This is a genomic window from Streptomyces sp. NPDC007346, assembly GCF_040703535.1.
Lineage (GTDB): Bacteria > Actinomycetota > Actinomycetes > Streptomycetales > Streptomycetaceae > Streptomyces.
Map to the genome: position 1 here is coordinate 1 of NZ_JBEYKR010000181.1, position 12673 is coordinate 12673.

10 protein-coding genes are annotated in these 12673 nt (G+C 70.9%); 5 read left to right on the forward strand and 5 right to left on the reverse strand.

The window, feature by feature from the left end; translation table 11 throughout:
* Positions 1–196: 196 nt before the first annotated feature.
* Positions 197–790 (reverse strand): hypothetical protein, encoded by a 594-nt coding sequence (locus tag AB0917_RS30640; protein ID WP_366822942.1) that lies wholly within the window; start codon positions 788–790, stop codon positions 197–199.
* Positions 791–1366: 576 nt separating this feature from the next.
* Here AB0917_RS30640 and AB0917_RS30645 point away from each other — a divergent pair.
* The 4 genes from AB0917_RS30645 to AB0917_RS30660 all read left to right on the forward strand — a co-directional run bounded on the left by AB0917_RS30645 (position 1367) and on the right by AB0917_RS30660 (position 7688).
* Positions 1367–1834 carry an MSMEG_6728 family protein gene (locus AB0917_RS30645; protein ID WP_366822951.1) on the forward strand — a complete coding sequence of 156 codons (468 nt, stop codon included), beginning with the start codon at positions 1367–1369 and terminating at the stop codon, positions 1832–1834.
* 128 nt (positions 1835–1962) lie between these two features.
* The gene (locus AB0917_RS30650) at positions 1963–3288 is read left to right on the forward strand and encodes an APC family permease (protein ID WP_366822943.1); all 1326 of its coding nucleotides are present in this window, start codon (positions 1963–1965) and stop codon (positions 3286–3288) included.
* Between the two features lie 668 nt (positions 3289–3956).
* Positions 3957–4205 carry a hypothetical protein gene (locus AB0917_RS30655; protein WP_366822944.1) on the forward strand — a complete coding sequence of 83 codons (249 nt, stop codon included), beginning with the start codon at positions 3957–3959 and terminating at the stop codon, positions 4203–4205.
* A 96-nt stretch (positions 4206–4301) separates the two neighbouring features.
* Positions 4302–7688, forward strand: coding sequence for an amino acid adenylation domain-containing protein (locus AB0917_RS30660; RefSeq protein WP_366822945.1), 3387 nt, complete (start codon positions 4302–4304; stop codon positions 7686–7688).
* Positions 7689–7758: 70 nt separating this feature from the next.
* Here AB0917_RS30660 and AB0917_RS30665 read toward each other — a convergent pair whose 3' ends face one another.
* The 4 genes from AB0917_RS30665 to AB0917_RS30680 are packed head-to-tail and all read right to left on the reverse strand — an operon-like array spanning position 7759 to position 11847.
* Positions 7759–9105, reverse strand: coding sequence for an MATE family efflux transporter (locus AB0917_RS30665; RefSeq protein ID WP_366822946.1), 1347 nt, complete (start codon positions 9103–9105; stop codon positions 7759–7761).
* The gene (locus AB0917_RS30670; RefSeq protein ID WP_366822947.1) at positions 9102–9923 is read right to left on the reverse strand and encodes a thioesterase domain-containing protein; all 822 of its coding nucleotides are present in this window, start codon (positions 9921–9923) and stop codon (positions 9102–9104) included. The genes AB0917_RS30665 and AB0917_RS30670 overlap by 4 nt, the downstream gene beginning before the upstream one ends.
* Positions 9908–10480 carry an LLM class flavin-dependent oxidoreductase gene (locus AB0917_RS30675; protein WP_366822948.1) on the reverse strand — a complete coding sequence of 191 codons (573 nt, stop codon included), beginning with the start codon at positions 10478–10480 and terminating at the stop codon, positions 9908–9910. Before AB0917_RS30675 ends, AB0917_RS30670 begins: the two co-directional genes overlap by 16 nt.
* The gene (locus AB0917_RS30680) at positions 10405–11847 is read right to left on the reverse strand and encodes a condensation domain-containing protein (RefSeq protein ID WP_366822949.1); all 1443 of its coding nucleotides are present in this window, start codon (positions 11845–11847) and stop codon (positions 10405–10407) included. Before AB0917_RS30680 ends, AB0917_RS30675 begins: the two co-directional genes overlap by 76 nt.
* 119 nt (positions 11848–11966) lie before the next feature.
* Here AB0917_RS30680 and AB0917_RS30685 point away from each other — a divergent pair, with 119 nt between their 5' ends.
* Positions 11967–12206, forward strand: coding sequence for an acyl carrier protein (locus tag AB0917_RS30685; RefSeq protein WP_366822950.1), 240 nt, complete (start codon positions 11967–11969; stop codon positions 12204–12206).
* The last annotated feature ends 467 nt before the right edge of the window (positions 12207–12673 follow it).

The window sequence follows — 12673 nt, forward strand, 5'->3', positions numbered from 1 at the left end:
GGTCGCTCGCCCCGGCGGTGGCCGATGGGACACCTTGCCGTCGGCGGCGGCCGAGGCCGTGGCGGCATCGCGGTCCGGGGACGCGTTGTCGCATCCCTGGACCGCGAAGGCCACCAGCGAGAAGGTGACGCTCAGCGTGATGGAGAGACGGCAGGCGCGGCTCGGCCCGCGCCTGCGCCGCCGACGGCGAGCGGTGCTACGCGGCGCCATCGGCGCGGCGGCGGGCGGCACGACGGGCCAGGAGCAGGCCGACCGCGCCCATGCCTCCGGCTGCCAGCGCCGAGGTCGCGCCGACCGACATGCCGCTGTCCGACGCGGTGCTGCTCTCCACGGTCGGAACACCGCCCCCGCCCGCGGGAACACCGCCGCTGGGGCGGCAGTCGACGGTGAAGACCTTCTGCTTGGGCACTCCGCCCGGGAAGGTCCAGCTCACCTGGTACTGCCCGTTGGGCAGCGAGTAGTCCTGGGAGTGGCCCTGGCCGGCGGTCAGCGTGATGGCGGCGGTGAGCGTGGGGCGGGTGGGGGTGCTCGGCCGCGGGGCGACGGTGACGTTGATCAGCGGGACGGTTTCGAAGTTGACGGCGGACAGGTTGAACCGGCACACCTTGGTCTCGTCGCGGGAGTCGCCGTACGGCGTACCCGCCCGGTGGACCTTCACCTCGCCGCTGTCTCCGGGCGCGGCGAACGCGTTGGTCGCGCCGGCGAGGGACATGCCGGTGACCGCGAGGGCGGCGACGGCGGCCGCGCCGAGGCGCCGGGCGGACAGGCGCGAGGGGGTGGACAAAGACATGACGACTCCTGGATTTGGTGTGATTGTCGTACTAATCGGGGTGACGGTTCCAGAGGTGCCACATCGAGGAGGTGAGAGGCCGTCAACAGCACCGGCACAGCGGCGGATTTGCACCGAAAGGAGCAAAGTCACCGCCGCCCGGACCGCTGGTGGCGCCACCGTGGCACCCGGACCGAGGCGGCGAACTCCTTCCGGAATCCCGCCGGCTGCCGACCGACCTCGCGCCGCCCACCCGAGCAAGCGCGCTCCGGCTCACCTGGATCACCGTCCGCAACGGCGTGACGACCACTGCCCGGGTGACCCCTCCGGCGACACGGCGGCGGCCCGGACGAGGCCGACGGCTGGACCCGGGGCCTGGTGTCATCACGTCGACGCACCTGATGCACGGCGCGATGTCCTGTGCGAGATTTGAGCCGGCGGAGCATCGGCGCGTGCTCCCGTCCCGGGCCCGGACTCGACCCCGTACGGCGGGCAAGCGGCAACTCCTCCCCCTCTCTCCCTCCCTCTCTCTCTCCCTCTCTCTCCCTCCTTCTCCCTCTTCCTCTCCCTCCTGTCGCACCGTTGGGTGGCATGACCATGCAGACGTTCCTGCCCTACCCCGACTTCGCCGCGTCGGCCGCATCACTCGACGCCCGGCGCCTGGGCAAGCAACGGGTCGAGGCACTCCAGGTGCTGCGCGGTCTCACGGTCCCCGGCTACGGGTGGCGGCATCACCCCGCCGTACGCATGTGGACCGGCTACGAGGAGGCGCTGGTGCGCTACGGACTGGAGATCTGCCGGGTGTGGACGGCGGCCGGGCGCGCGGACACATGCGCGGCCTCTCTGGTCTCCGAGCTCGCGGCCCACCGGGAGGATCCGGGCGTACGCACGCAGGAGCAGCTCCAAGCGGACCGTGAGGTGCCGCCGTGGCTGGGCGACCCCGCCTTCCACCGCAGCCATCGGTCGGCGCTGCGCGGCAAGGCCCCGGACTTCTACGCCCCCCTGTTCCCGCACGACCCCGACGACCTGCCCTACGTCTGGCCGGCCTCGGACCGCTCCCGCTGACCCGCAGGAAGGCCGCGCCCCGGCCACTCCGCCCGCGGCTCGTGGAACCGCCGCTGGGCTGGTCCGCCATCGCGGGCATCGGAGGGATCCGCCGCCTGCCGGACCCCCGGCCGGGTATACGGGACCAGGTGAAGCCCCTCCCCGCGAAGCCCCCGGCACCAGACTCTCCGACACCGCTCAAGAGGGCTCTGACGACCCCGCTGCTCTACTTCTTCATCCTGGGAGACGTCCTGGGGGCGGGCGTGTACGTCCTGGTGGGCGAGGTCGCCGTCGAGTCCGGCGGTGCCGTATGGGCTCCCCTGCTCGCGGCCTTGTGCCTGGCTCTGCTGACGGCCGCCTCCTACGCGGAGCTGGTCACCACATATCCGCGCGCGGGCGGCGCATCGCACTACGCCACCCTGGCCTACGGGCCGTTCCTCGGCTTCCTCGCCGGTTTCTGCATGCTCGCCGCCGGCGTCGTGTCGGTGGCCGCCCTGGCCCGGGGGTTCGGCGGCGACTACCTGTCCGAGTTCATCACGCTCCCCGTGGTGCTGGTGACGGTCGTCTTCCTCGCCGCGCTGGCGCTGCTGAACGCGCGGGGCATCAGTGAGTCGACCCGGGCCAACGTCGTCGCCACGGTCATCGAGGTCGGCGGACTGCTCCTGGTGATCGGGCTCGGTGCCTGGATCGTACTGCGCGGCGACGGAGACACAGGAAGGCTCACGGACCTGGGAACCTCGCGTGAAGGGCCGGTGGCGGCCCTGCTGAGCGGCGCGGTTCTCGCCTACTACTCGTTCGTCGGCTTCGAAACGTCCGTCAACGTGGCCGAGGAGACGCGTGACCCCCGCCGCTCGTACCCCCGAGCGCTCTTCGGCGCCCTGATCACCGCCGGGGCGGTGTACGCCCTGGTCGGGGTGGCCGCCGCGGCGGCCGTGCCGACCGGGAAGCTGACGGAGTCCAGCGGACCGCTCCTCGAAGTCGTCCGGGCGGCGGGAGGGGTCCCCCCGGAACTCTTCAGCGCCATCGCCCTGGTGGCCGTCGCCAACGGAGCCCTACTGACGGGCATCATGTCCTCGCGGCTGGCCTACGGCATGGCGCGGGACGGCCTCCTGCCCCACTTCCTGACCAAGGTCCTCCCCGGGCGGCGCACCCCTTGGGCCGCCATCGCCACGACCACCGCGCTCTCGTTGCTCCTGGCCCTCACCGGCGATGTGTCCACGCTCGCCTCCACCCTGGTCCTGCTGCTCCTGGTGGTCTTCTTCCTCGTCAACACCTCACTCCTCGTGCTGCGCCGCGCCGCGGTCCCCCGGGAACACTTCCGGGCACCGACCCTCGTCCCGGTCCTCGGAGCCGTGTCCTGTGTCGTGCTCGCCACCCAGATCGAACGTGATGTCTGGCTGAGGGGGCTTCTCGTCCTGGCTGTCGGCACGGTCCTGGGCGCCCTCGCCGCGGCGCGGTCACGGCATGCCCGTTGACCACGCCCTGCCGACGCCTGGCGGCGTCCAGGAGCTACGGCCGGGGTGGGCGGCGCACCGGAATCCGTGACCTGCCCCTGGTGGGACCGCTGCCCGACCGACCGCCTTCGGCCCCGCCGGACCTGCCGGTTCTTCCGGTCCCCGGAAATGACCGAGGGCCGGTCTCGGATTTCTCCGAAACCGGCCCTGATCTGCGACTCTCACGAGTCGGGACGACAGGATTTGAACCTGCGACCCCTTGACCCCCAGGAGTAGCGGCTATCCGCTTTATCTACACATACGATCAGAACTACGGGCGCATAGCGTGCGGTCTCATGCATGCCGTTCGAGTGTGCAGATACCATCTGGTCCCCAAGTGGTCCCCAAGTGGTCCCCAGGGCAAGTCCGCGACACCCCCGCGGCTTACCTCCGCTCGCGCAGAAAGCACACCGCTGCGATGAACGTGACGGGCGAGTGGTCCGGTTCACGCCCGCTCATACGGGGGTGAAGCATCGCGGCCCGAGTGCACCCGGCAGGAGTGCTCTCCGCGCGAGGCGAGGTGAACGCAGTCCGGGCTCGGACCCGACGCCGTGGAGAATTCAGCACCGTGCCAGCTGAAGAGAACCGGCCAGTGTGTGCTCCAGCGGGAGCGATCAGCTCGTGCTGGTTCGCTGACGGGGCGGGTGTCAATGACGGAATCCATACCCGGAACGGCTCCCAGGCGCGGAATCGAGGGGCAGCGCGGGGAGGCCCGCCGCAACGTCGCGCTGGCCAGCGACAACATCTCCCGTATGCGGGAAGCCCTCGCCTCCTACGACCGGGAGCTCGAAAGAGGCGCCCACCTCGCTCCACTCGTCCGCCACCGGCTGAGCGTCCGCCGCCAAGAGATCGCCGACTTCCTCGCCGCCACCGTCGCCACGAAAGGCGTGTCAACTTAAGCTGACACGCCCCCACGCGACCGAGACCAAGACACCTACGCCGTGTATACAATTTCACATGTCACAGATTTCCCCTGCGGAGGAAGCGCGGAGGCTATGTTCAGTCCTTCAGATGACCCAGCGCGGCGGCACTCCGTCCTCGTCAACGACTTCGCTGAACGCTCGCTGTGGCCAGCAGAGTTGGCGGCTCCAGCGGGCTGGTGGGCGCTGCGGACCGGGCTCGGCCAGCAGGCGGCGATGGCTGCCGTTGACCAGTGTGAGCAGTCACCGCCTACCCGCGTCGGCATCCCCGATCCGAGGACCGACCTGATCGCGGAGATCGCGAACCGGGCGGCCGAACGGCCGGACGCCACAGCCGTGTTGACCCGAAGTTGCGCAGGAGTGGAAAGCGCTCTGTCCTACCGCGGCCTCCACGAGCAGGCGGAGCGGCTGGCTGAGCGCATCGCTGACGCCGGAGCGGGCCCGGACCGGCTCGTCGCGGTAATGCTGCCGCGCAGCCCGGGACTTGTGGTCGCGCTCCTCGCCGTGCTGAAGGCCGGAGCGGCGTACCTGCCGGTCGACCCGGGTCTGCCCCAGGACCGGGTCGACCTGATGTTCCAGGACGCGGCGCCCTGTCTCTTGCTGACGGACTCCGCCACCGCCCGGCGCGGGGCGCCCTGCCTGTTGCTGGACGCGCCCGCCGACGGGCCGGGGCGCTCCGCAGTTGCGTGGGTTCCGCCCGCCGTCGAACCGGAACAAGCCGCCTACGTTCTCTACACTTCGGGATCGACCGGCCGTCCCAAGGGTGTCGTCATCAGCCGCGAGGCGTACGGCCGCGCGCTCGCCGGCTTGTTGGACCGTACGGGCATCACCGCCGCGGACCGGGTCCTCGCCGCGACCACCGTCTCCTTCGACATCGCGGGCCTGGAACTCTTCGGTACTCTGCTGGCCGGAGGCACCATCGTGCTCGCCGATCCGGAGCAGGCGGGGGATCCGTTCGCCCTGGCGCAGCTGGTAGTGGACGCCGGCGTCGATGTTGTTCAGGCCACCCCGTCGCTCTGGGATGGGCTGCTGGCGGTACGGCCGGAACGGCTGTGCGGGGTGCGGGCGTTGGTCGGTGGCGAGGCTCTGCCCAGGGCGCTGGCCGACCGGCTGCTGGCGCTCGCGGACCGGGTCATCAATCTGTACGGGCCGACCGAGACGACCATCTGGTCCCTGACCGTCGACGTCGCACCCGGAATCGCCGCCCCGCCGATCGGCACCCCTCTGCCGGGCACCGACGCCCAGGTGCTTGACGCGCGGCTACGGCCGGTTCCGGTGGGCGAGCTGTACCTCACGGGGCCCGTCCTCGCCCGCGGATATCTGAACCGTCCCGGTCTCACCGCCGCCCGCTTCGTCGCCGACCCGGCGGGCTTGCCCGGCGCCAGGATGTACCGCACCGGAGACCTCGTGGCGCTTCGCCCTGACGGGACGGTCGACTACCGGGGCCGGGCCGACGACCAGATCAAGATCCGCGGTCACCGGATCGAGCCGGGCGAGGTGGCCGCCGTCCTGCTGCGCGACCCGATGGTCGGCCAAGCAGCGGTCGTGGCCCACAGAGCGGACCCGGCGGGCCGCCGCCTGGTGGCCTACCTGGTGTCCGCGCCGCGTACCGCGATATCCGACGGTGACGGCCATGGCTCTGGTTCCGCGCCCGGCGACGGTGATACGGCACGTCTGATAGCAGCGGCCGAGCAGGCGTTACCCACCTACATGGTGCCCGCCGCGATCGTGTGGCTCGACCGGCTCCCGATGACTCCGAGCGGCAAGCTGGACCGCACCGCGCTGGCCGCCCCCAAGTTCGGCCCCCGCGCAGGACAGCGGGCCCCGGAAGGACCGGCCGAGCAGGCCCTGGCCCGGCTGTTCGAGGAGATACTGAGCACCGGACCGGTCGGCGCCGACGACAGCTTTTTCGACCTCGGCGGCGACTCACTGCTCGCGGCGCGACTGATCGGCCGCCTCGGCTCCCTGTTCGCCGCAGAAACCACCCTGCGCGACATCTTCGCCGACCCGACCGTGGCCGGACTCGCCCAGCGGCTGACCGCCGTGGAACACAAACCGACCGCGGCTGCCCGACCAGAGTTGCGGCCCGCCCGCCGCCCGCACCGGATGCCGCTCTCCCACACCCAGCAACAGCTCTGGTTCATCGACCTGTTGGAGGGCCCGAGCCCCCGCTACAACCTACCGCTGGCCGCGGAGTTCACCGGACCGCTCGAAGCCGCCGCGCTGCACGGTGCGCTCCGCGACGTGGTGGTCCGGCACGAAGCCCTGCGCACACTACTCCCGGACGACGACGGCCTCCCGTACCAGCATGTCGTGCCCGGCACAGACATCCAGCTGGAACTGCCCGAGCACCGGGTCGCCCCGGCCACTCTCGACGAGCATCTGAGACAGGCGGCGCGAGAGGTCTTCGACCTCGCGGCCGACCTTCCGATACGGGCCTCCCTGTGGCACACGACGACGAACGACGGCACACGGCGAGCCACGCTCCTGCTACTCCTGCACCACAGCGCGGCCGACGGCTGGTCCCCCGGGCCGCTGCTGCGCGATCTGCTGACCGCCTACCGAGCCCGGCTCGCCGGAGCGAGCGCCGACTGGACGCCGCTGCCCGTCCAGTACGCGGACCACGTGCTGTGGCAGCGCGATCTGCTGGCGGTGACGGCGGCGGAACGGGCCGCGTTCTGGCGCAGGGCCTTGGCCGGGGCGCCGACGGAACCCACCCTGCCCATTGACCGGCCCAGGGCCACGGCGTACGGGCCGGGAGGGTGGCTTGCGTTGGAAATCCCGGCCGAGGTGCACGCGGGGCTCGCGGCGCTGGCCCGCCGACGCAAATGCACCGTCTTCATGGCGCTGCACGCGGCTCTGGCCGCTCTGCTCACCCGAGCGGGAGCCGGTAGCGACATCGTGATCGGCACGCCGGTCGTCGGCCGCCCCGACAGTGCGCTGGAAGATCTGGTCGGTTTCTTCGCCAACACCCTGGTGCTGCGCTGCGACACGTCCGGCGACCCGTCGATGGCCGAGCTGCTGGTACGGGTGCGGGAGGCAGACCTGGAGTTCCTCGCCCGTCAGGACACCCCGTTCGGTCAGGTGGTGGAGGCCGTGGCGCCGCCCAGGTCCCGGGCCTACCCCCCACTCTTTCAAGTCCTGCTCGCGTTCCAGGTCGGGTTTCCGCAGCTGCCCAAAGTGCCCGGCCTGACCGTAGCCCACCGCGAACTGACCACGGGAACCGCCAAGTTCGATCTGACGTTCATCCTGACCGAGCAGTCGCAGAGCGGTGACGGGCCGGGCGGCATCACGGGTGGCATCGAGTACGCGGCCGACCTCTTCGACGCGACGACGGTGCGCTGGCTGGCCGACGGGCTGCTCGCCCTCGTGCGGGCGGCGGTGGAACGGCCGGAGCTGCCCATCGGAGCGGTAGAGCTCGGCGACCGGCCCGCCCGGAACCAGTCGGCTCCCACACACTGACCGGGGTCGGAGAGTAGGGCGGGCCGACGGCGCCGCTGCCCTGACAGGCCGGACAGAACTGTCCGGCCTGTCAGGCAGGCACCGGGGACGCGACCGCGAGAGCGCTGTAACGGCGGAAGCACCAGCCCTGCGCGGCGATCAGGACCAGGTTGACCACGGCCAGCATCCCCCACAGCCCCGTAAGGCCACTGTGCGTCGCCACCGGCACGGCCAGTACGGCCAGCACGCCGTAACAGGCGGCGAAGCACAGCATGCTCGGCAGGGTCCTGCGGACACCGATCAGGCCGAAGCCGAACAACGCCTGGAAGGCATCCCCCAGCGTCGCCGCCAGTACCAGCGGCAGCAGGTCCATCAGGCCCTCCCGCACCCCGGGGTCCGTGCTGAACACCGAGAGAACGGGGCCGCGTGCCACCGTGAGCAGCCCGCCGAGCGCCAGCACCGCGCCGGCGGCGACGACGACACCGGCGACCGCCCCGGCCCGTATCCCCGGCAGATCCTGCTCCTTCAGCCGCTCCGCCACCACGGGCACGACGGCCTGCCCGACCGCCACGGCAGCCGTGAACATCAGGTTCACCAGCGACACCGCGATGCTGTGCACGGCGGCCGCCTCAGTGCTGATCCGGGCCGCCGAGAACGCCAGCACACCCAGGACCGCGAACTTGATCAGTACGGTGGCGGCCAGCGGAATACCGACCCGGGCAAGCCCGATCACCTGCATGAGCTGCGGGCGCCCCCAGCGCAGGGAGCACCCAGCCAGTTGGGGCGACCGCCGCAGCGCGACCTGCGCGATGACAGCGCTGATCGCGCTGGATGCCAGCATCGCAACACCGGCGCCCGCCAGACCCAGGGACGGCATCGGGCCAGGGCCGCCGACCAGCAGCAGCGACAGCACGACGGCCGCCCCCGTACCGGCGAGACCGGAGCGCATCACCAGGCGGCCGCGGCCGAGCCCGATCAGGGCGGAACTCGCCGTGGTGGACACCGCGGTCAGCAAGGTGGTGACCGCCAGCAGAGCAGGGAACAGGCCGAGTCGATCGAGTGTCCCCTCCGGTACGCCCCCTACCCGGCCGATCCACGGCACCGCCGCCACCGCGAGCGCCCCGAGGCCACCGGTGACGACCGCCAGCCACATTCCGTTGCGCAGCACCGAAGCGAGCTGTGCGGGCTTGTCCTGATGTTCCGTCACAAATGGCATCACGCCGCGCTGTGCCCCGGCGATCGCGGCTGTGGCCGGGCCGAAGACGGCCATGGCCACGGCCAGACCCGCCAGCTCCGCCGTCGCGTGGCGACCCAGCACGGCGGTGTCCACCAGAGCTCCCGCCGAGGCCGCGATCATCGACAGATACAGTGGCACCGCGGTCGCTGCGATCTGTCTGATCCGTACGGCGGCTGCCGACCGCCCGTTGCTCGCTGTCACTGAGACTGCTCCTGTCCGATCTTCATGTCCTGGTCTGTACATGGCTGGCGGGACGGCGCACTCGGCTCCGGCCCGCGCCGTGTGAGCCGCCCGAGCTCCGCGTCGATGCGGGCGGCCACCTCATCGAGCCACTCGAAGAGGTAGAAGTGGCCGCCCGTGAAGGCGTGCACGGCCACCGGCCGCGGAAGCACCAGGCTCCAACCGTCCGGATCGGCCACCGGGTCGGCCAAGCCTCGGAAGATCGCGCCGGGGCTCCGCAACAGCCGCGCGTCGGCGCGCGCCCGGTGGCCGTCGACCATGGCGAGGTCTGCGCGCAGGACGCCGAGCAGACAGTCGCGGAGCCCCGGGTGGAGCCGGGCCTCCTTCGGAGTACCGCCGAGCTCACGGACGTACGCAGTAAGCCGGTCGGCGCTCCAGCGGTGCCGACCCGCCGCAGGAGCCATGGCCGAAGCGGCGGGGCGGACGCAGCCCGAAACGCCCACCCGGCTCGCCGGCCTGCCGAGGCGTTCCAGCTTCCGGGGCGTTTCGAAGGCGAGCAGCCCGCCCATACTGTGGCCGAACAGCGCACAGCCGTGTTCGAAGTCCCGGGTCACCACACCGACCAGATGATCGACGGCCTCGGCCACGCTGCGGCACGGGTGATCGCCCGCGCCCGGCCCCGGCCAGGCAGATCGACCGCGTCGTGGCCACGGGCCGCAAGCGCCCGTACGAGCCGCTGATAGGGACCCGGCCGAGCCGCCCGCGTGGTGCAGGATCAGCAGCGGCCGGGGCCCGTCGGGCGCGGGCCCGGCTCCGGGGGCGCTCACAGGTCGGCGCATCGGCGGTTCAACTCGGCCAGCGTGCGCAGGCCGCGCAGCACCTCGTCGGTGCCGATACCGAAGTCGACGAGGCAGCCGATCTCATCCACTCCGATCGCGGCCAGCTTCTCGACCAGCGACATCGCGTCGTCCAGTGCGCCGAGCAGGCAGCGTTCGCGGGAGAAGTCCTGGTAGGCGAGTTCCAGCAGCTCCTCCAGAGCCGCATCGCCCGCGTTCACGTCTGTGCCAGTGCCTGCGGAGTCGCCGCCCGCACCGGTCGGGGTGGCGGACTGGAGGCCGAACAGGCTGAGCGAGGAGCGCATGTACTCCTTGAGCGGGTCCCTGGCGAGGGCCAGGGCCCGGTGCCGGTCGGGCCCGAGATGGGTGCGCACCATGACGCAGACCCGCTCCCGCTCGACGCCGTGGCCGTGCTCGGTCAGGGCATCGGCGTACCCGGCCAGACTCTCCTCCAGCTGCTCCAGAGACTGGCCGAGCAGATGGGTCAGCACCCCGGCGCCCAGCTCTCCCGCCAGTGCGTACGTACGCGGCGAGCCGGCCGCCGTGATCCACAGGGGCAACCCGGTGCAAAGGCCGGGTGCGCGGGCCCCTGAGCCTGAGCGAGAGCCAGCGCCCGCTGGCCGTCGGGGAGCAACGGCACTTCCAGGGCGGGCGGGTCGACCTCACGGGCGAGACCGGCGAGTGCCCCGAGAACCGACTGGTAGGCGGTGGCGAAGCCGCGTGCGACGGCCTCGTCGAAGCGACCGGTGTTGAACTGCAGTCGAGCCGTGGCCTGTTCGCCGCGGGTCTCGACCGCCAGCAACAGATCCGTCTTGCCCGAGCGGGGATAGACGGGCAGCTGCCGCGCGGTGATCCCGGGCAGCACCAGCTCCTCCGCGCCCTGGTCGTGCAGCGACAGCATGGCCCAGGCGGCGGACGGCGCCGCACGCAGGGCGCGGTACATGTCCGCCAGGGGTGCTCCCTGATTCTCGAACCCGGCAAGCAAGTCCTCGCGGACGGCGGCGACGTACCCGCTGAGGGTCAGACGGTCGAGGTCCGGCGCGCGCAGTATCAGCCCGTCGGTGAAGAGGCCGACCGCGCCCTCGTACTCGGTACGCCGCAGGTCGATGGCCGGATACTCCACCAGGATGTCGCGTTCCGCACTGAGGTGCTTGAGCGTCAAGCACCAGGCGGACATCAGTACCGTGAACAGCGAGCCCCCGGCCGCCACAGCGGCGCCCGTGAGTCCGTCCGGCAGCGCGAACGTCAACTCGTCAGCCGCAATACCGCGTTCCCCGGGCAGCCGAAGAAGTACATCCGGACGGCGCTCCAGCCCTGCGACCCGCTCCGCCCAGAACGCCGCCCCGGCAGCCGTCTCGGCGTCGGGCTCGGCGAATCGCGCCTGCTGATCACGCGCGTACGCGAAGTAGCCTGCCTCCAGGACGACTTCGTCCAGCTCTCGACCATCGGCGAGCCCGGCGCAGTCCACGGACAGTTCAGCCAGCAACTGAGCCACCGATGGTGCGTCCACGGCGATGTGGTCGAAGACCAGGAGAAGCAAAGCCTCATCGGCCGCCCACCGGAACAACTCGGCCGCCATCCTCAGCGGCTGGGCCTGATCGAACGGTCGACGGGCGGCCAGCGCGAGCAGTTCCTCGGCCTGCCCTGGTTCGACGTCGTGCACGGCGAGCACGGATCGGGGCGGCGGCCCGAGACGCTGCCGGGGTCCGGCGTAGGGGTCGTCGGAGACTGTCACGCGCAGCACGGGATGGCGCTCGACCATCCGTCGCAGTGCCAGGTCGAGTAGGTCCGGCTGGACCCGGCCAGCCAGCTGGAAGGCGAGGGGAATGTGGTACGAGTCGCTGGCGGGTGCCAGCAACTGTGCTTTCCACACGGCTTCTTGTTGCTGCGTCAGGGCGATTCCGTCGCCGAGTTGCACATCGAGCATCGGCCACCTCCATCAGTACAATGTCACACGTGAGATGTCGCATTGCAGCAGAGTGCGGCGAGTATGACGCAGGCCACATCGCATCCGACCCTCGTGCCCGATCGAGAGGAAGAATTCTGATGAACAAGCAACGCGAGCAGATCCGCGGCGTCTGGGAACAGGCGCTCGGCCATGGCCGCTTCGCCGACAACGAGAGCTTCTTCGCCGTCGGCGGCCACTCCCTGCTGGCCGCTCAAGTGACGGCCCGGATCAACCGGGTGTTCCCAGCCCGGATCGCGGTCCGCGACCTGTTCGACCACCCTACGGTCGACGCCCTGACAGCGCTCATCGCCTACCGAACGGCCCAGGAGGGTGTCTGACCGACCGAGCCGGAGAAGGTGGCCGCGTCCTCGATCGTGAACTTCGCACTCGCGCCGATGCGGGCATGGAGCATCTGCGAGGAGATTGGCGTGAAACTCACGACCAGCAACATCTACAGCTTGCGGCACAAGGCCAAATGGCTCGTCCCCCGCGGCGCCGTGACCGACCCAGAACAAGGTCAGTTCACCCCGCCTCAGCTCTGAAACCGGCCCTCACCAGCGGAAATCCCATCGCCAGCGCCCTGCGACAGCAAAACGGACATCGCCTCGCTTGCCTCCCTCCCAGAATGGGTTCCGGCCCGCGCCCAGAACAAGCGCCCGCCCCTGCGGGAGCCCCAAGGGGAGGTCAACCAGTCTCCTTCGCGGCGCTCGCGCGGAGAGCGTACGACCGTCAGCGAGCTGCAACGCGAAATGATATGCTGGCCAACTTCAACCACGACAACGAGCAGAGCCAGTCGATGCTCGAA